Below are 19,460 nucleotides of genomic sequence, written 5' to 3'. Positions count from 1 at the left end.
ACCAATTAAAAATAAAATTCTGATCTATAAGGAATTAAATATGAAAGTACTAGCTTTCTCAGCAAGCAATAATAAAAGCTCTATCAACAAGAGATTGGCTTTATATGTCGCAAAGCAGCTCCCCTAGCAGAGGTTTCGTCGCTCAATATCCATGATTTTGAAATGCCCATCTTTAGTGGCGACAGGGAAAAAGAAGGCGGCATCCCACAACTTGCGCATAACCTCTATCAGGCCATCGGTGATGCCAATGTTATCGTAGCTTCATTCGCTGAACATAACGGCACCTACTCCGCTGCCTACAAAAACGTGTTTGATTGGACGTCTCGTATTGATAAGAAAGTATTTCAAAATAAATCGGTGATCATGCTGTCTACTTCACCCGGTCAAGGCGGCGCACAAAGTGTACTAAAAGCAGCCAACGAGTCCGCCCCATATTTTGCGGCCAACGTAAAAGGTGCCCTGTCATTACCCAGCTTATTCGACAACTTTGATGCCCCAAATGAACAAGTGACATGAGAAGCGTTTAATCAAAAACTTGAAAGCGTGATTGGTGGGCTTTAGAAGATTTATGTTGATTAGTAATTTGTATTCAATTGCCTCGTAGAAGTGACTTAACTTCATATTCGAAATTAACGACAATCCATGTCGGGTGGTGAGGCTTTGGCACTTAACCGACCTACTCCGGTGCCTCGGTAGGTTAGTTAAGTAAAAAGCCGCCATCCAGTGGCTTACCGCCAAACCTCCTTCGAACGCGCAAAACGCACCACTTGATACACGGCAATGTTCTTTTCACTCAATGATATGACTAGGTCTGGCACAGCTTGCAGCGGCACTTTGAGCAAATAACCATGATCCATCGGCGTGATAAACCCTAACCGATCAGGACCTAGGTATTCTTCAAAAGTGCGTAGGGCCATATTTTCATGTTCACCCACTTCAAAATAGACTTCGTACATATGCTCGGTATATTCTCTTGGTGATCCCATATCGCAGGCCCGTGCTCCTACTACTGGAAATTCATTTTCATCTATCACTATGTAACCTACTCCCTTATTTAGATTTAACGGCACGCATATATTAATAACTCAAGGTAGCCATAACCTCCTAGCGACTGCTGAGCTTTAGTGGCTGTTTTTTTTAATCTTCATTTGGTTAAAAATGCATTTGCGAAAGTTAAACATGATATTGCTATTTCAAAAAAATATGCGATGCCATAAAGGAATTACGCCAGCATGGCATCGCTAGCATTGATGTTAATGTGGCTGATGATGTTTTACTGAGCAAGATATATACAGAAAACATCATCAGCCCCTAGTCAAGCTGTTATAGTTATTGGCACGATATTAAAGCGGATCATTGGTTATAATAGATACACCTGTTCGATTTAGAATACCAGAGCAATTAGGGCAAGCGGTGAAATCAAACCCCGTTTTTAATGGTAGTTTACTGACTCGAACCGTTGCAATTGTGATTCTACTCAGCTCTTCCTCAGTAAGTGTTACCCCATACTCTTCTGCTATGTTAACCATATCATTAAACGCCAATACCTCGGCATGCATCCCAGGCAAGCCACTTACTTCATTTAGCAAGCGCCCTCCCTCCTCAAATGGCAACCCATCATCGCTAAATGTTAGATATTCTTGAATAAATTTTCGAGTTAATGGATTAACCCTTGTTCCTGAAATCTTCCCAACACTCTGTCCTGCTACAGCATACTCTTTTTCCAGTCGCTCCATATACTTGTTTACATTGTTTATACGAAACTCAAACTCGCCAGGAGTATCAGAATTCACAGTTGTGATCCAGCTTTCATTTTTCACACTGCCATATTTAACGTTAATATTAATATTACCTGAGGTTTGATATATACCATCCTCAGCTTCCTCAAAACCCTCAAGGCCTCCAACGTTGATTTTAGCTCTAGCATAAGCAGCCGCATTATTTGTTTTAGCATTACTCAGCAACCCAATTTTTGCCTGTGGATTAGCTGCTTTGCTATTAGACCAATATTGCCCTTCTAGAGAAACAGCTTTTCTAAACTGTTCATCTTCAGTAAGTGGCGTGTTGCCAAAAACTTCCCCCTCCGCTATTTCTTTTCCAGCATTTGGTAATGCGCATCCGGCTTGACCTACTGCGTAGGATTGAAAAGAAGTTAAGTAAAGGAAAGCGATTAAACACAATTTGTTATTCATAATAAAACTCCTCAATGATTGCAAATTAAATGGGACAATAAGAGCTAAAGCGAGTTTCTGATAATTCTTCGCCCAGCTCAGTTGAGGCTGACTCTTCTGCCGCTGTTGCTTCTCCCGCTCCTGCTTCCTCTTCTGTAGCCAACTCACTTCCTGTCGTTTCTAGTTCTATCTCACTTGCTTCCGTTGTCGCAAACTCCTCAAGCAAACCTTCAAACTCTTCACCAAACAATGAGCCTGTAAATACATAATCGATCAAAGGGCCACTAATCAGAGGCAACAATATTTCATCCCAACCTCCTGATATTTGAGTTTTTTCTACACGCATAAAGCGGGCAATTTCTTGCTTTTTAAGCTCTGCAATGTCTCTTTCTTCTTGGTGTAGCTGCACTAAACCGCAATCGGCAAACTCAGCCTCTGTCAATACAGCTTTCTTGCTCGTATCATCTAAGCTGCAAAAAGACTGTAAAACATCATTTGGCGCACGATAAGCTCGCTGCGCATATTCATACGCTGCATGGAAAATGATTGACTCTCTTCGCAGAGGTCTATCACTGGCGGGGATCCACTGTTGGCCATATTGATTCAGGATTAATGAAGAAGCTTTATAAAGCTTATGATAATTATGACCATTTTTGGCATAAAAGTTACGAGCGGCTTCTCGCCCTTCCATTTTTTCTATGGTTTGCAATGCAGCAACCATAGTACCAAAAATAACCAATGGTGCATCATAGGCAGGCAAAAGTGAATAAGGTGAATTAGTGTAATCGGCGTGTTTTTCCATATCTGCAAATGCCCCAAACGCAAACGTACTCAAATATGGTCTATAAATACCCATAGGTAAAAAATAGTGGCGAGATTCGATTTCCTTAAACCAGTTTGTGCCTGAAACGTACTCTTTTAGGTATAAATCGTGTACCCCAGGAAAGCTTTTTGCTGCTGGGCGCATAGCTTCTAACTCGTCATCACTGAAAACATGTGAAAGGTAGGTGCGAAACTGTTGTTTGTCTGCGCTTGTCAACCCTACTGTGGCCAAATAACCCAAATACCCAACTGCATCTAGATTTGGATCCAAATCACTCTTTAAAAAACTATTTGAGAATAGATAATTTAAGGCTTCTTCATAGACGGCCGACGCAGCTTGAACCATTTGCTTATGGCTAAACTTTTGTACCTTGTCTTCAGTGACTCGCTCTGTTAGCTTTGCCGCTATAAAACGTGGTGTAAGTTCATTGCTTTGTATATCACTAAAGCCATCAGCGTAAGAAATACAGCTGTCGCTTTGTTTTATATATGAAACATTGCCTGTTGTCTTACAGCGCGTATCGCCTATATAAGTTAATTGCTTTTTGTCAATGTAGGTTGGTAAAACCATTGTGCTTAAATCAGTCACGGAGCCAGGGTGTCGACTATTGGTGGCTGCAACAGCAAGGCGTCTAAGTTGCCCCCAATCATTCGATTCCATGTAATGTTGATCGTATATCTGAAACTGTTCTCCATTTTTATTTTCTACCGTGATCACCGCTTTCATGGGATACAAATAGTTCGCACCAATTACTTTGCTCATATGTTTAACTTCATCGAGTTTGGCTCGAACATCTTCTGGGCTCATTCCTAGGAATATCCCAGTTGCGTAATTAAAGTGATTCTTCGTTTGTTCCAATTCTGGCTTTTCATTGATTCTAAAGGTCAAGTTTTCAGGGTAATCACGCTCCTTCAACGGCGCATGGAATAACTCAAAATCAGCCACTTCGGCTTTTTGTGCTAGTTGCAAACTGGCTGGATCTTTATCCTTATTACTTGCTTCAGGTACATTGGCAACTCCCCCCAAACTATTCACATCCCAAAAGCGAATAACTTTGTGGTAACTTTCGTTGAGAGTGACAATTGGAGAATCATCGTCGCCTATAAAATCAACATCTAGGGTTAAGTCATTGTCAGCAGTGAGAACAATCCCTGAGGTATACAAATTGTCACGCTCAGCCGCCAGCTCATCACTTATCCAATCTACAGTAAAAATGGATTCATCGGTGGGTTCGATACTCGCCGTTAAACCAAGATAGGGTTTATTCAAAAATTCGTTATAAGCGCGTTCGATATAGCGACCCGCCTTATTACCCGAGTCATGCCGCATCTTCAAACGAATTTGGTTTAATTCTGGGTTGACAACATCAATCTCAAATCGAGACAGACTATCGCTCCCAGCTAAACCTGTAGTTATTGCTACATTATCTTGCACAGCCAATGAAGTTGATACACCACGCCACACATCGAGTACTTCAATCGTTATAGTGTCTTTGTCGGTATAAGCAAATCCGCCAACACGAATGTGAGGAAGATTAGCAACATACTTTGCAGCATCGCTATAAACAATGGTTCCGTCCGCTGGGCACTGCTCATTATCAGAGGCAAGAACTGCAAAAGGCAATCTGTCCAGATGTTGCAGTTTTATCCTGTAATTACAGTTGGTATTTGGATTTTCAAACACCTTGGAGTGCAGACCTTTAATGGCTATAGAGTAATCACTACCATTCTCGGCGTATGGTAAGTAGTCACCGTCTCGCCACTCACCGTTACTAGCTTCTAGGTCTTGTTGAGTGATCTTAAACTGCGCGATTACATCGTTATCTATGGTGATACTTGCGCAATACGCTCCACCAGAAAAAATGGAGGCAAGCACTAAGCCAACGCATCGTTTATTAAACATTTTTTCAATCATAATAATTTTGTCCTTCTTGTTTGCCGCCGTGGTTTTAACTTTGCGGCAAGTAAGCGTGTGATGTTTTGCATGCTAGTCGCTACGTGGTAAATCTATGGTTGATTTAATTGTTGATTTACCATTTGCTTGCGACAAACAAGCCACTTGCTTTGCAGAAAAGCCAATACAGGCTAACAGGCTCATGTGGGTAACGAATATGAATAATCCTGAATTGATCTTAATTTATCTTTTTGAATAGATAAGCTTAACTATCAATAAGTTAAGCGCTTCTTATTACTTATTCAGGATGAGAGCATGCTTTGTTAACACCCATTATCCAAAGATAGGTTCTGCTTTGAATTTATCGTCAAAGCGAGCACGACAGAAGGACCATAAAAGCGTGTCTATTTTTGTTATTGAACCGGAGATATCAAGCACATCTCATAGGCTCTTAGCGCAGGTATTTCATTCGATTAACTCTTTAGCATACGCTGGTACGTTTACTGTCGCTGAGTAATCGCCGTTCGAATTACCCTTAGAAGATTTTAATTAATAATTTCAATTCATTGGTGCATGCCTTCAGCTTATGAATACTAGATAAACAAGGCTTTGAGTAGTTCAATAGTGGAGGACAAACTGAAGTGTAGGTCTCTAAACCTCGACTAACACCTAGCTAATACAAAATATGTTACCCTTGGCCTAAAATTTGTGCAACTTAGGTCTAGCTTGAATTCGGATTACACGACTATAGCCCAATACAATAACCCCCTGTGCTTCAGGGCTATCGCGCGGAGATGACTTGCGTTGATATGCTTCACCTGAATAGATATCATTAACCTGCCCGTCATACTTGGGTTGTTCTTTTAAATTCACATAAAGTCAGCGCGAGGTCGAACTTTAAATTGACGAGTATTGGTGTTTTATGATCTGATTACGCATTGCAATTTTTTAGGTCGTTACAGTGAGCATCATTACGTATTTAGAGTGGATTGAAGATCCTAGAACTGATGTTAATATCAAACATAATCTTGTCGACGTCTTGTTTTTAACTTTGAATGCCGTGCTTAGTGGTGCTGACGGATGGAAGTCAATTCAAGCGTTCAGTGAGTTGAATTGGCTAAGACAGCATAGTCCCCATTGAACATGGCATTCCAAAGTGTTCTGCGCAATTGAGTCAGGACACTTTTCTTAAAGAATTTTGCTCATACTCTACAGGTGATAGTTCACCATTGGCTGTATGAAATCTTTCTAAGTTGTAATAGCGGATATACGCCGTTACATCATTTCTCATATGCTCACGAGTAAGCTGAAGCTCTCTCTACAACCAATCATGTTTTAAACTGCCGAAGAAGCTTTCATCATAGCCTTCTCACAAACCAGTCGTCATGCGTTTATCAATGTGCTAACCAACAATACAACAAGAGTATAAATCCATAACTACAGCTAGGTATATCCATCCTTCAGCAGTTCTTAGATAAGTCACATTACCAGCCCATACCAGCTTTAGTGCTACAAGATTAAAGTTCTGGTTTAACAGGTTATCAGCAACGGTATCACTGTATTTACGCTTGATTGTTATCTTGTAGGTCACTCGTTGAGTAACAACTAAACCAAGTGCTACTGTTAACTTCTGAACGCCATAATTACTGACGTCAAAGCCCTCACTGCGTAACTTATTTCTGGTTCTCGATAGGCCAAGCTATTTCTGCTGTTCTCAAATTAATGCGTGGCCTTTCGATATAAATTAAGCTTCTCTACAGTAATGACCTTAATGTCCTGCCGGCATGAGGGCGTAATCCGTTTGAATGTATTCCATTGCTGTTCCTTCTTGTTAACAATTAACCAGTAAAGTTTGTAGTGTATTCGTCGCTTTGAGACCATTTCCTGTGATCACGCCAACCGTAATTTGTCCATCCTCAATGTCTCCTGAATCAAGCAATATCTTGATCCCTGCAAAAGCTGTAGCAGAAGTCGGCTCAATGAAAAAGCCTTGCTGACCCATACTACGCAACGCTTCCTCGATTTGTGATTCATTCACGCTAATAAAGCCACCATTGGACTGCCGGACAAAGTCAACGATTTCATCTATGCGAGAGGAACGTTGGATCTTAATGCCTTCAGCTAGAGTATCTGTCGAGCCGATTTCGATATTTTCATCATTAAACTGTTGCACAAAGGGCTGAATTCCTTCGGTTTGGATCCCAAAAAGTCGTGGCATTTTCTCTATTGCTCCACCTTTTAATAATTCTTGGAACCCCGTATATGCTCCTGCCAATAAGCTGCCATTACCCGCGGGGGCAATAAAGTTATCAGGTGCTCTATAACCACACTGTTCCCAAATTTCATAGGCGATAGATTTAACACCTTCAATAAACAGCGGATGCCAATTATGACCGACATAATAACTATCATGCGTTTCAATGCTGTTCATCGCCGCTTGTGCCACATCTTCTCGAGAGCCTTCAATTTCAAAACAACGAGCACCATAAAATCGTGTTTGAACTGTCTTCGCTAGGGAAGTCCCAGCTGGGACAAAAATATTACAGTCAAAGTTACCTTTAGCCGCATAGCCAGCGTAAGCCGAGCCACCATTGCCACTAGAATCTTCCGAAACACTTCTAATTCCTTGTGTATTGAGGTAGTTAACAACCATGGCTGCACCACGATCTTTAAACGAACCTGTAGGCATCAAAGAATCCATTTTTGCTAAAATATTTACATTGCCAATTTTCAATGGTGCCAATGGAGTAATAGTTTCATTAAACGAAACCTCAATGCTCTCTTTATCAAGTGGATACGCTTTCGAGTAGCGCCACATGGTTAAGTCATCTGTAATAATATCTGATTTTGAGAAGCTTTTTTCAGGCTTCACCCACAAAGCACAACCACATTCACAACGTATTAAAAGTGGGTCAGGCACATACTCTTTGCTGCAATGCATACATATAAATATCATTAATTACACTCCGATTTGTAAATAAAAATTTAACTAGAGACTTCTTAGAAGTACTATTAAGGAAGATGAACGAACACGGCTAGTTAACAGTTACAAAAATGCTAATCGGATCGCAAATAACAGCAATAGTGAGCCTAATACCGCCTCGATTAAATTAACGTTACGACTTAGTTTATTCCTCAAAAGATCAGACGAAAATATCACACCAACAAGTACGAACCACAGAGCATTAACAAAACACATCCATCCCCCGTAATACATTTGGATTTGAAGTGGAGTATTAATGCTCACAACACTTGTCATTACAGCTACAAAGAATAAAGTAGCTTTTGGATTCGTTGCGTTTGTCATAAAACCAAGCCAAAAAGATTGATTTAAAGACTGTTCGGACTTGTCGGTATTTTCAACCTTAAAATCCATAAGATTATTTTTATTAGAAAAAATACAGTTAAACCCAATAAAAATTAGGTAACCCACTCCTAATACTTTCATTAGTAACATTATTTCAGGGGTCGACTGAATAATGGCGCTTAACCCTAACAAGGTATAAATTACATGAACAGATAGACCGCTACCTATACCTAAAGCTGTAAAAATAGAATGTAAGCGCCCGAATCTAATACTTTGTCTAATTGTTACAACAAAATCAGGTCCTGGCACTATCACTGCAATAAAATGAATTAATGCCAAAGCTAAAAATTCTTGAAAATATTCACCATTCATATACTGAACTCCAATTTTAAATTCTTTCTTAAACTTTCTTCACTCACCTCAGGACGTAGGGGAGTTATATTTTTCAGAGTATTAGCTCTGCAATTTTAATTTAGGTTGAACATTCAGCTTATTTTCTTTGATGTCCTAAAATCATAGGTAGCACGATTAATAAAATGCCGACAAGCGTGAGCCCGTCTGGATATTCTTCGAACCAGACAACGCCAAACAAGCTAACAAATATAAGCCCAGAATATTCAGCCAAAGCAATGTGTGAGGTTACTGCACGTTTATAGGCAGATACCGCACTCGCATGATACCCCATAGTAAAAAACGCACTGGCAGCAACTAACACTAATTCAAAATAGGACAACGGTTGCCAAAAAAAGGCGGAAAGTAGACCTGCAAATGGCAGTGAAAGAAGGCTTGTCCAGAAAAGAGTAATAAAGACAGGCTCCCTTCGTGGTAATTTCTTAACCAATATATTATAAAGTGCAAGTGTAAAAGCACACCCTAGAGCAAATATGGCTGCCCAGTGAAATTGAGAGGGTCGTAAAATTACCATAACACCAATAAAACCAATCAACGTGGCAACCACTTTACCTGAAGTCGTTTTTTCACCTAACAACCAAATCGATAATGGCAGCATGATAAGCGGTGCTGTGTAAAAGACCGCATTGGCTGTTGCTAAAGGCAGATATGTAAGCGCAACCATTAATAGCCCACTTCCTGCCAGCATTAAATGAGACCTAAACAAAGTCACCTTAATACTTCCCAATTGTCGTTTGTTAACAGGTGCTTTAAGCCAAAATGGTAGTAATAATAAGACACACAGCAACTGACGAACAAACATATATTGGAATGGAGAAATACCACCACTTAGAAGTTTTACAGCGACATCGGATAAAGAAGCGGATAAATTACCAGCGACTAAGAAGGTTATAGCAACTGAAACGGCGCTACAACGTTTCAACATAGTTTGCTAATTCGCATATCAAGGTGAGGAATATCGTCTTCTAGATACACCTCTGATATGGCCTTAAAACCATATCCTTCATAAAATGCCCGTAAGTATTCCTGTGCTCCAATATCAATATCCTGATTCGGCCATAACTGCTGGCAGTAGCTTAAAGCTGTAGAGATTAACTCTTGGCCTAAACCGCAACCGCGAGAGGATAGCTCAATAGCGACGCGTCCAAAACTGACATTATTATAAGAAGTACCAGAGCTCAGAAGACGTGAGTATGCTACTAATCGTCCGTGTTGATAGCCAAGCAAGTGATATGTACCTTCAGCGCGGTCTTTATTATCGAGTTCGGCATAAGGGCAAGTTTGTTCGACTACAAACACATCGACTCTAAGTTTCAAAAGCTCGTAAAGTTGTTCTGTGGAAAGTTGGGGAAAAGTGAGACACACCCAGTTCATCATTGTTCTCAGTATCACAAATTAAGTTATGTGAGAACTTTAGCGTGTATAACTTGATGCCGCGTTAACCTTTGTTAAGATTGCAGACGTTTTTTAATTCTACTTAAGCTGATTGGGGTCACTCCAATATAAGACGCTATTTGATAGTCCGATAAACGAGTCTCTAAATCATGAAACCTTCTGCAAAATAATTTGTAACGCTGCTCTGGGTTATTTAGTAACATAAAGCGCTCTTTGTTTTCTTTATGTAGTAATTGATTTTCAGCTAGATGTAGATAAAACGGGTGACATAGCTTACGCAGTTTTTGGACTGTGGTGATAGGTAACTTTATCAAATGGCTAGGTTCCAGAGTTTCGATTAAATATGGTGCAGGTTTCTGTTGAATTAAGCTTTCAAAATTAATCATGCAATCTCCTGTCCAATAAAATTCTTTGCTGAACCTCTTGCCATCAACAGTAAGATAACAGGCATGACACAAACCTTCGATCATGAAATATAAGCTATCAACTTTATCACCTTGGTGAATTATTGTTGTTCCAGCCGCCAATTCTATAAATTCTGATTTCTGGCTGAGTTTTTTGGCTTCATCCACTTTAAAACCATGTTGATTTAAAAAGTTAATAAAGACTTGTTTCATAATACCTTCTTGCGTGTATTTATCATTTTAATTCGGGAAGCATTGAACTTTAGGACTATCAAAAAGCTTGATGGCAGCACTTGAGCTTGCCTAGTGTAGCTCTGAACCTGTGCATACTAATGTTAATTATCAACCAAAGAACACCTGTAAATTGTAGTTGTCATTTCTGTTAGCCGTTTTCAATTTGCTTTATTGAGTCGATAAGTTGCTTGAGTATGTTCATCATCAATTCGCAGCATTAGCTAGCTAAATTCTAAATAGAGCTTATTCCAAAAGAAGCACCTAGTACATAGTCTCTATATATCAGTGCCGAAAATTGTACTAACCCGACATGTATGTTTTGACGATATTGAGTTAAGGGAGTGGCTGGTATCATCACTAGTGTTTTCCGCCAGATGCGCTATGTCTTTTTGCGGCAATAATTCTCCGAATAGTTATCTGCACACGCTGAATCAGTTTCATTTCCCACTTCGGCTTTTTTGACATCACCATCCCAGCGTCCGTGTTGTACGCGATATCCAGCTATGATGCGCTCTTTTGTAGCTTCGATAAGCGTAACATTGCTTTTTGCTAACCAATACTGCAACTTATTTGCCTGACTTTTTGTTGGTCATTGATCTAACGAAGCTGCGCTTCCTGTAGTTGCCTTGCCAAAACCATATATTTTCGATTCACCATAGAGCTAAATATCCTACCAGACATCAGTACCAAACATAATTACTAGGAATATGACATTGACTAAACCAGTCAATATCGGAAAGGGTTTCTTCGACAACCGTCAGGTACTCAAGCAGGCTAATTGGCTACGCTCAGTAATTACAAAGGTGTTGTTTAATCATAGAACAACGCAAACTGAGATCCCGTCATGATTTAACCGCAATTGTGGCGAACACCTTAGTGGCTTCCTTTCGCAATAATATTTGTCTACAAAGCTAAGCTAAAAGTACGACCGTTTATTCAATTTTTGATTTTTCTTGCAGAAAGATTCGGTGATACGTCTTACTGGGGTAAGTAAATATTTTCTTAAGCAACTTGATTAATAACATTTAATTTCGCTTTGAGCCAAACCCCAAACCAACACAAAAACTAATTAAATTTCAAAAAGTTAAACCCAAACAAATAAACATAAGATAAAAGCAACATTTTTAAAATAAAAAGTTCACAAACGGACAAATATTGTATACAGTATACTTTATATTCAGTTTATTTTGTATCCAGAAATAATAAACGAGCGTTATCTATGAAGCTCACTAGTAAAAATAAAACTATGGAAAAGATGATGAAAAGAACCGCACTTTATTTGGCAGTAGCCACTACTCTTATGTCAAACTCGCAAGTACTCGCTTCTGAGCACTCAAGTCATGCTTACAATCAAGAAAAAATGCCTGAGCATTTACGCACACCGTATCAAGGCGTAACAGATATGGAAGACAGCGAGATAGCCGATCGAGATCAACTACCTCCTGTCTCAGTGAAACGTAGCAATGTACAAATGTTGCTTAAAAATATTGATGACTCAGTGGCACCTCTTTGTCTTACCACTACTGATTTAGCTAGTGTTAATGGCCAACGTCGTATTGACATGTTAAAAACAAACACTGACTTTAGCTGCTTTGAGGATAATATGTGGGCTGTTGCTGACGATTTGAAAGCCACTTTATTTGATTCTGCGTCAATGATTGCTGTTGCCCAAAGAGCACAAGAATTAGCCGCACAATATGATGGTACCAATAGTAATGGGTTGCGCAATTTCATTAATTATCTCAGAGTCGGCTTTTGGGCCGTCACCACAAACCGCAACGCAAACGTAACAACTGCGGTAGAAGGGTTTTTAGATACTTTAGTCGCTAACCCAAACTACTACAGCACTAACGATGAGAATGCTTTCAACGTAAAAGAAGCGATGATCTTAATGTTTATAGAAAACTGGCGTAGTCGATATATCAATGCGAGCATTGGTTGGTTACAACGTTACGATGTTAATTGGGGTGCAAATATGCAGCGTCTGTTAACAAAAACATTAACTCTGTTTTATCGAGGTCGTAATGACCAAGCGTTTAAAACAGCTGTAGAGCAAGACCGAGCATTAGTGGACGCCCTTAAAAACTTTTTATCTAGCAATGAAAACTTAATTGGTCATACCCGTGAATATCAGTACAACGATGCGGCAAATGAGCTAGCTCGGTTATTAGGAATTGGCGGGCAAACTTACCAAGAGGTCAAGGTAATCGTACGCGACTTTTTAGCCACTCACACTATGACGGGTGATCACAGTACGGCTTGGCTCAATATGGCGGGCCAAGTTGATTATTATGACAACACTAACTGTAGCTATTACAATACCTGTAATTATAAACAAACACTTGAGGCAACTGTATTACCTATTACTTACAACTGCTCTTCAACGCTACGAGTCCGCGCCCAAGAGTTAACTAACAACCAACTTGTTGGCATTTGTAATGACTTGGCTCTTCAAGAAACCTACTTTCATAATAAGCTCAACACCGCTCATACACCCGTTGCTGACGACAACAATGATACCCTTGAGCTTGTTATTTACAATAGTTCGTCTGAATACAAAAAGTTTTCTGGCATCTTGTTTAATCACAGCACAGATAATGGCGGCATATATTTGGAAGGGGATCCTTCTGTGCCAGGCAATATTCCTCGGTTTATGGCACATGAAGCTGAGTGGTTGAGCGACTTCACAGTATGGAATTTAGAACATGAGTATGTACACTATTTAGATGGTCGATTTAACAAAAAAGGAAACTTTCAAGATGGTAAGAATCATAAGACTGTATGGTGGGGTGAAGGCTTAGCTGAGTATATTTCTAAGAAAAATTTTAATGATGATGCCGTTGAAGAAGCCCGTAAAAATACATATAACCTAAATGACTTATTCAATACTAATTATGATGACCATGGCTCAACACGTATTTATGACTGGGGCTATTTAGCTGTTCGTTACATGTTTGAAGAACGACAGACTGACATCAATGCATTACTCATAGAGTTACGCAATGGTGATTATGTCGGTTTTGATAACTACCTTGCTAATATTGGTACTCAGTACAACAGCAACTTTTCAAGTTGGCTACAAACCGTTGAGAGTACCAAGGACAATAATGATGATACTGGCGCGTTAACTAATGGACAGTCAGTCACTGTCAACTCTGATGGTACTGAACTCCCTGCTTACTTTATTGATATTCCAGTCGGAGCGAAAAATCTAGTAATTCAAACTAGTGGTGGTACTGCTGGAGATGCTGACCTACATGTAAATTTTGGTAGTGAAGCTACACATAGCGATTATGATTATCGCCCATGGAAAAGTGGTAGCAACGAAACAGTTTCAGTTTCCTCTCCACAAGCTGGTCGCTGGCACATTATGATTAGTCCGTACGGTAATCAGGTTATGGAAAACGTCAATTTAACGGTTAGTTGGACAGAATCAGATGGAGGCACTCAGGTTGAAGATGCTTGCGTAGAACAAAATCCAATAAGTTCAGGCTCACTTTCATCAGGGAATGCGGTGTGCCTCGATGGTAGTCGTACCAGCTATATGTCAATTTGGGTACCAGCAGGTAAGTCTTCACTTAACTTCTCTACGGGACATGGAAGTGGCGATTTAACCCTATACCACAAAGCGGGTGGCTGGCCAGACGTAAGCTCTTACGATAATATTTCTGCCACAGCTGGTAATAGCGAGAATATCACAATTAATAATCCAAGCGCTTCTTGGCATTACTTAATGATAACAAAGCAGCATAGTGGTGCGGCTTTATTAGCAATAATTGAATAATATCTCTTAAATTAAAAACTCGTAAACTGTATCAATATCAGTTGAATGGATTTAAGAATGAGGAATTATATTAGCTTCGTTAAAAAACCTCTCATTTATTTAGCAAAGCTTTTACTTTGACTGCAAGGATGCAGTCCCTAGGCGATAATAGGATATGAGAACAATATGGCTAAGCTTTTCCACGTCAAACACTCTTCATTTAGTGCAAACTTTAAGGGATGTGTGCAATCTAAATTGTCAATTCACACCTAAACCACTTGCCCTGCCGCAAAGCCGCAGCTCCAGGCGTATTGGAAGTTGTAGCCGCCTAGCCAACCGGTGACGTCGGTGACTTCGCCGATAAAGTACAACCCCTTTTGTTTTTTGGCTTCGAAGGTTTTTGAGCTGAGTTCATCGGTGTCTACGCCGCCGAGTGTAACCTCTGCAGTGCGGTAGCCTTCTGTGCCGTTGGGCTTTATTTGCCAGTTGTGGAGATAGTTGGCTATGGCGTCTATTTCGCCGTGGGTAAGCTGGTTTAGAGCCTTGTCGGGAATGGCTTGCTCTGCGATTAAAATTTCTACAAAACGTTTAGGTAAGATTGTGCCGAGGGCGTTTTTCAGTGATTTACTACCACTTTCACTACGCCATTGATGAATGGTGTCGTTCAGGTTTAGCTCTGGTAATAAGTTGATGGTGACTGCCTGCCCTGCTCGCCAAAATGACGATATTTGCAATATGGCGGGGCCAGAGAGCCCACGGTGTGTAAACAGAATGTTTTCTTTAAACTGTGTACCGCACTCGCTGCTCACTTCACAAGGAATGCTTACGCCTGATAAACCATCAAATCGTACTTTATCATGCTCATGTAATGTAAACGGCACCAATGCAGCCATGGTTGGTAGTACTTTTAGGCCAAATTGTTCGGCGATTTTATAGCCGATAGGCGTAGCACCCAATTTAGGCATGGTGAGTCCACCTGCGGCAACCACCAAAGACTCACACTCAAAAGTCTGTTCATTGGTGGTGACGATATAACCGCCCTGTTCTTTACTTTGTACACCAAGCACTTCATTACGTAAAAATAGCTGTACACCAGCCCAGTCGCACTCTGTTGTTAGGATATCAACAATATCTTGGGCGCTGTTGTCACAAAATAACTGCCCCAAAGTTTTGTGGTGATAGGCCAAGCCATGGCGGTCCACCAGCTCAATAAAGTCATGCTGGGTGTAACGGCTCAAACAGGATTTTACAAAGTGTGGATTGCCACATAAGTAATTACTGGGTGAGGCACCTTCGTTGGTAAAATTGCAGCGACCACCGCCACTTATCAGGATTTTTCGGCCCGGCTTTTTGCCCATATCAAGCACTGCAACTGAGCGCCCACGGTAGCCAGCCTGCGCCGCACACATTAACCCTGCGGCACCCGCACCAATAATTACAACATCAAACTGTGACATGCTTCTCTCAACTTACCAACATCTCAGCCCATTATACCTGCATTATCGGCCAGATCAGAATAAGTACTTAAAAACCAAATAATACGCCACTCACCTGAACAAAAAACAAACACATAAAATAGTTAAAAACTTATGAATGATTGAACATTTTTTTACCAACTGAGCAAAAACATAGCTACATTTACATTCATTTACATAACAAGCCTGTATTTCACACCCTTGTAAAAAAGTAGAGTAAAAGCTTTTAAAACAACCAGTTAATGTAACCAAAATGTCATATAGCCATCCGCTTATAACAATTTTATCAATGTAAATAACAAAACAGTTCTTTTAAAAAGTTAACCGTAACTTTACGTTCTGTAACGTCTAGATTGCACTTGTGTGCACTAGTTAAAACAAAAATACAACATGTCAGGGGATCTTATGACAACAACTCAGTTCAAATTAGGTGCATTGTCACTTGCAATGACCACACTGTTCACAGCAAATACCGCTTTTGCTAATCCAGAATTCACAGTTCAGAACGTTAACTTTGCGCAAACATCAGCAAAGTTGCAGCATCAAGGTAACTTCGGCACTCAATTCATCATCAAGTACAAGAATAACGACCAAATGTTGATGTCTTCAGGTGCGGAAATGTCACCTGCAGCATTGAGAGCGCAAGCTGAAAACTTCGTGCAAGGTTTTCAGAGCAAAAAATCAAATGTAAAAACACAATATGTTCGCCCTATGGCGCTTAGCAACCACCACGTAATGCGTGTTGATAAGAAGCTATCAGCTGCTGAAGCGAACTCATTCATGCAAGAAATTGCAGCGTCTGGTAACGTTGAATACATTGAAATCGACCAAATGCTACAACCATTCGCAACGCCTAATGACCCGCGTTACAGCGATCAGTGGCACTACTTTGAAGCAAACGGTGGTCTAAACCTACCAACAGCATGGGACAGTGCAACAGGTGCTGGTGTAACAGTTGCAGTTCTTGATACTGGTTACCGTCCACACGCAGATCTAAACGCTAACATCCTCCCAGGTTACGACATGATCTCTAACTTAGACGTAGCAAACGACGGCGGCCTTCGTGATAGCGATGCGCGTGACCCAGGTGATGCTGTGTCTGCAAACGAATGTGGTTACACACACAGCGCTCGTAGCTCTAGCTGGCACGGTACGCACGTAGCAGGTACTGTTGCAGCGGTAACTAACAACGGTGAAGGTGTTGCCGGTGTTGCTTACGACGCAAAAGTAGTGCCAGTGCGTGTACTTGGTAAATGTGGTGGTTTAACGTCTGATATCGCTGATGGCATCATCTGGGCATCTGGTGGTTCTGTATCAGGTGTACCTGCAAACGCAAACCCTGCTGATGTTATCAACATGAGTTTAGGTGGCAGCGGTGCTTGTAGCTCTACAACACAAAACGCTATTAACCAAGCGCGTGCTAACGGTTCTGTTATTGTTATCGCAGCGGGTAACGACAACGACAATGCAAACAACTACAACCCAGGTAACTGTGCTGGTATTGTTAACGTAGCTTCTGTTGGTCGTAACGGTGGTCGTGCTTACTACTCAAACTACGGTACATCTATCGATGTAGCGGCTCCAGGTGGCGCACAAAGCTTTGCTAATGACTCTGAAGGTGTACTGTCTACACACAACTCTGGCAGCGATGCGCCTCAGTCAGACAGCTACCACTACTCACAAGGTACGTCAATGGCGGCACCACACGTAGCGGGTGTAGCTGCACTAATCAAGCAAGCTAAACCAACTGCAACGCCTGATGAAGTTGAAGACATCCTTAAAACCACGACACGTAGCTTCCCTGCAACATGTACAAGCTGTGGTACAGGTATTGTTGACGCAGCAGCAGCTGTGGCAAAAGCGAAAGGTGACATCATTGACCCACCTACAGGCGATGATCAACTAGAAGATGGCGTAGCGAAAACAGGTCTTAGCGGTGCAAAAGACAGTCAAGCATTCTACTACGTTGACGTACCAGCGGGCGCAAGCAAGCTAACTGTTGCGATGAGCGGTGGTTCAGGTGATGCAGACCTTTATGTTAAAGCAGGTTCTAAACCAACACTAAGCAGCTGGGAATGTCGTCCGTACAAAGGCGGTAACTCTGAAACGTGTACGATTGATAACCCAACTCAAGGTCAGTACTGGGTAATGCTTAATGGCTACTCTTCGTACTCACAAGTGAGCCTACAAGCTGATATTACAGGTGGCACGACTTCTCCTGTAGGCGGCGGCGCAACTGAAACTAACCTATCAGGTACTCGTGGTCAGTGGAAACACTACACAATCGACGTACCAGCAGGTATGAACAGCTTCACGATTACAACAAGCGGCGGTTCTGGCGATGCAGACCTATACGTTAAACAAGGTGGTCAGCCTAGCGCATCAAGCTACGACTGTCGTTCTTGGAACAACGGTAACTCTGAGATTTGTACTTTCTCAAGCCCAGCGGCAGGCACATGGAACATCAGCCTTTACGCTTATAGCTCATTCTCTGGCTTAACACTGGACGCACAGTACAAGCCATAAGCTGAGAGTTCCCCCAGCAAGTCATAACTACAGTATTTAATACTGTTGTAAACACCCAATCGGCCACGATGAAAATTGTGGCCGATTTTTTATTACCTTCACATAAAGTCATCCCCACTACGACCCTAAAATAGAAAAATTCACTTTCAAAAATAAAAATAAGACCCTAATGTAGCTGTTGAGCACTTGGCTCAACTATTCTTTAACAAGGAAAAGATAATGAATAAAACAGCTTTATTACTCATCACGGGATTGGTCAGTGTCGGTGCACATGCAAGCCAAGTTATTTACGATACCGATGGCAATGCAGGACGCGTAACCTACTATCAAAATGCACCAATTGATGCCATGGTGACGCAATCTAGTTCGGCCTATGATTTAAGCATCTACACACCACACTTTACTAACCCCACACCCTGTCAGTTTGCGGCGGTGTACGATCAAAACAATGATTCACTCATCACCACACTCACAGTAAACAACAAAACCTTATGGGGAACACTGCCTCAAGGTTATGAAACAACCGCCAAGTATGTACAGGCGCAATGCACTGATGAACAAGGACAGCGCCAAACATTACGGCATAAATTAGCCTCCGCACCTCAGGTTAATTTAAACAGCCAATTGTCTGTAGCAAACTGGCGCGACTCAAATGGTTTTGGACCGGGTTATTTTCAGGACGTGAGCTATCAAGCACTATTGAATATCGATAATGGCGAGCCTGATGGGTTCTGCCACGCTGCAACGCCTGTGGGGCAAACGCCTAAGCTATTAAGTCAACGCCATAATTCCGGCTTTTATAGTGATGTATTAAGCATTCAAGGTGAAGCTAAGTACGATGCTCGAAGCAGCGTGTTGGTCAATGAAGTCATTTGTAAAAGCACTGGGGGCACTACCCGTGTCGTAGAAGTTTGGCACATCAACGAGCTGCAACAACGTAAAGAGTTAAGCGTGAGTTACTTCTAAGGCTCCATTATATCAGCAGGGTGGCGCGCACTTATTGTAGCGCTCCCCTCGTATTTGACCTAATTACCTAACTCGCTAAAAACGATAGACGC

Annotated in this window: 15 protein-coding genes and 2 pseudogenes; 6 read left to right on the top strand and 11 right to left on the bottom strand. The window is 41.2% G+C overall.

Features of this window, described 5'->3' with window-relative positions:
• Positions 1–162 precede the first annotated feature (162 nt).
• Positions 163–516 (top strand): NADPH-dependent FMN reductase, encoded by a 354-nt coding sequence (locus BET10_RS03210; protein WP_338053287.1) that lies wholly within the window; start codon positions 163–165, stop codon positions 514–516.
• Positions 517–728: 212 nt separating this feature from the next.
• Here the strand turns inward: BET10_RS03210 and BET10_RS03205 are convergent, their stop codons facing one another.
• The 3 genes from BET10_RS03205 to BET10_RS03195 form a co-directional block, all read right to left on the bottom strand.
• On the bottom strand, positions 729–1,034 hold the full coding sequence (locus BET10_RS03205; RefSeq protein ID WP_205987520.1) for a hypothetical protein: 306 nt from the start codon (positions 1,032–1,034) through the stop codon (positions 729–731).
• Positions 1,035–1,343: 309 nt separating this feature from the next.
• Positions 1,344–2,192: a YwqJ-related putative deaminase gene (locus tag BET10_RS03200; protein ID WP_070983372.1), complete on the bottom strand. Its 849-nt coding sequence runs from the start codon at positions 2,190–2,192 to the stop codon at positions 1,344–1,346.
• Between the two features lie 25 nt (positions 2,193–2,217).
• Positions 2,218–4,908 (bottom strand): hypothetical protein, encoded by a 2,691-nt coding sequence (locus tag BET10_RS03195; RefSeq protein WP_070983371.1) that lies wholly within the window; start codon positions 4,906–4,908, stop codon positions 2,218–2,220.
• A 940-nt stretch (positions 4,909–5,848) separates the two neighbouring features.
• On the opposite strand from BET10_RS03195, the pseudogene BET10_RS21070 reads away from it, so the two are divergent.
• Positions 5,849–6,044: pseudogene (locus tag BET10_RS21070) on the top strand (transposase family protein); the annotation flags it as partial.
• Positions 6,045–6,061: 17 nt separating this feature from the next.
• On the opposite strand, the pseudogene BET10_RS21725 reads toward BET10_RS21070, so the two are convergent.
• From BET10_RS21725 to BET10_RS03165, 7 genes and pseudogenes are all read right to left on the bottom strand, one after another.
• A pseudogene (locus tag BET10_RS21725) lies at positions 6,062–6,669 on the bottom strand (IS3 family transposase); the annotation flags it as partial.
• 49 nt (positions 6,670–6,718) lie between these two features.
• Positions 6,719–7,843, bottom strand: coding sequence for a threonine synthase (locus tag BET10_RS03190; RefSeq protein WP_070983370.1), 1,125 nt, complete (start codon positions 7,841–7,843; stop codon positions 6,719–6,721).
• 90 nt (positions 7,844–7,933) lie between these two features.
• A complete protein-coding gene (locus BET10_RS03185) occupies positions 7,934–8,566 on the bottom strand; it encodes a LysE family translocator (RefSeq protein ID WP_070983369.1) in 633 nt (210 codons plus the stop codon).
• A gap of 118 nt (positions 8,567–8,684) precedes the next feature.
• Entirely contained in the window at positions 8,685–9,530 is an 846-nt protein-coding gene (locus BET10_RS03180) for a DMT family transporter (protein WP_070983368.1), read from the bottom strand.
• The gene (locus BET10_RS03175; protein ID WP_070983367.1) at positions 9,524–9,982 is read right to left on the bottom strand and encodes a GNAT family N-acetyltransferase; all 459 of its coding nucleotides are present in this window, start codon (positions 9,980–9,982) and stop codon (positions 9,524–9,526) included. The genes BET10_RS03180 and BET10_RS03175 overlap by 7 nt, the downstream gene beginning before the upstream one ends.
• Positions 9,983–10,053: 71 nt before the next feature.
• Entirely contained in the window at positions 10,054–10,617 is a 564-nt protein-coding gene (locus tag BET10_RS03170; protein WP_070983366.1) for a Crp/Fnr family transcriptional regulator, read from the bottom strand.
• A 400-nt stretch (positions 10,618–11,017) separates the two neighbouring features.
• Complete coding sequence (locus BET10_RS03165) at positions 11,018–11,203, bottom strand: hypothetical protein (RefSeq protein ID WP_070983365.1); 186 nt, start codon at positions 11,201–11,203, stop codon at positions 11,018–11,020.
• A gap of 148 nt (positions 11,204–11,351) precedes the next feature.
• Between BET10_RS03165 and BET10_RS21950 the strand changes: the two genes are divergently transcribed.
• Positions 11,352–11,486, top strand: a complete 135-nt coding sequence (locus BET10_RS21950) for a hypothetical protein (RefSeq protein ID WP_276204876.1) — start codon at positions 11,352–11,354, stop codon at positions 11,484–11,486.
• A 407-nt stretch (positions 11,487–11,893) separates the two neighbouring features.
• Positions 11,894–14,422 carry a M9 family metallopeptidase gene (locus BET10_RS03160; RefSeq protein ID WP_170829099.1) on the top strand — a complete coding sequence of 843 codons (2,529 nt, stop codon included), beginning with the start codon at positions 11,894–11,896 and terminating at the stop codon, positions 14,420–14,422.
• 248 nt (positions 14,423–14,670) lie between these two features.
• Here the strand turns inward: BET10_RS03160 and BET10_RS03155 are convergent, their stop codons facing one another.
• Positions 14,671–15,858 (bottom strand): BaiN/RdsA family NAD(P)/FAD-dependent oxidoreductase, encoded by a 1,188-nt coding sequence (locus BET10_RS03155; RefSeq protein WP_070983363.1) that lies wholly within the window; start codon positions 15,856–15,858, stop codon positions 14,671–14,673.
• A 423-nt stretch (positions 15,859–16,281) separates the two neighbouring features.
• Here BET10_RS03155 and BET10_RS03150 point away from each other — a divergent pair, with 423 nt between their 5' ends.
• Together BET10_RS03150 and BET10_RS03145 are read left to right on the top strand one after the other, a co-directional pair.
• Positions 16,282–18,402, top strand: a complete 2,121-nt coding sequence (locus BET10_RS03150) for a S8 family peptidase (protein WP_070983362.1) — start codon at positions 16,282–16,284, stop codon at positions 18,400–18,402.
• A gap of 219 nt (positions 18,403–18,621) precedes the next feature.
• Entirely contained in the window at positions 18,622–19,368 is a 747-nt protein-coding gene (locus tag BET10_RS03145; protein WP_070983361.1) for a hypothetical protein, read from the top strand.
• Positions 19,369–19,460 lie beyond the last annotated feature (92 nt).

The organism is Pseudoalteromonas amylolytica, assembly GCF_001854605.1.
Classification (GTDB): domain Bacteria; phylum Pseudomonadota; class Gammaproteobacteria; order Enterobacterales; family Alteromonadaceae; genus Pseudoalteromonas; species Pseudoalteromonas amylolytica.
This window is presented reverse-complemented; position numbering and strand designations above follow the sequence as displayed.

Coding starts and splice junctions, on each gene's coding strand:
- BET10_RS03195 (WP_070983371.1), bottom strand. CDS start 4,908: ATGATTGAAAAAATGTTTAATAAACGATGCGTTGGCTTAGTGCTTGCC.
- BET10_RS03175 (WP_070983367.1), bottom strand. CDS start 9,982: ATGATGAACTGGGTGTGTCTCACTTTTCCCCAACTTTCCACAGAACAA.
- BET10_RS03150 (WP_070983362.1), top strand. CDS start 16,282: ATGACAACAACTCAGTTCAAATTAGGTGCATTGTCACTTGCAATGACC.
- BET10_RS03145 (WP_070983361.1), top strand. CDS start 18,622: ATGAATAAAACAGCTTTATTACTCATCACGGGATTGGTCAGTGTCGGT.
- BET10_RS03185 (WP_070983369.1), bottom strand. CDS start 8,566: ATGAATGGTGAATATTTTCAAGAATTTTTAGCTTTGGCATTAATTCAT.
- BET10_RS03180 (WP_070983368.1), bottom strand. CDS start 9,530: ATGTTGAAACGTTGTAGCGCCGTTTCAGTTGCTATAACCTTCTTAGTC.
- BET10_RS03170 (WP_070983366.1), bottom strand. CDS start 10,617: ATGAAACAAGTCTTTATTAACTTTTTAAATCAACATGGTTTTAAAGTG.
- BET10_RS03190 (WP_070983370.1), bottom strand. CDS start 7,843: ATGATATTTATATGTATGCATTGCAGCAAAGAGTATGTGCCTGACCCA.
- BET10_RS03210 (WP_338053287.1), top strand. CDS start 163: ATGCCCATCTTTAGTGGCGACAGGGAAAAAGAAGGCGGCATCCCACAA.
- BET10_RS03160 (WP_170829099.1), top strand. CDS start 11,894: ATGATGAAAAGAACCGCACTTTATTTGGCAGTAGCCACTACTCTTATG.
- BET10_RS03155 (WP_070983363.1), bottom strand. CDS start 15,858: ATGTCACAGTTTGATGTTGTAATTATTGGTGCGGGTGCCGCAGGGTTA.
- BET10_RS03200 (WP_070983372.1), bottom strand. CDS start 2,192: ATGAATAACAAATTGTGTTTAATCGCTTTCCTTTACTTAACTTCTTTT.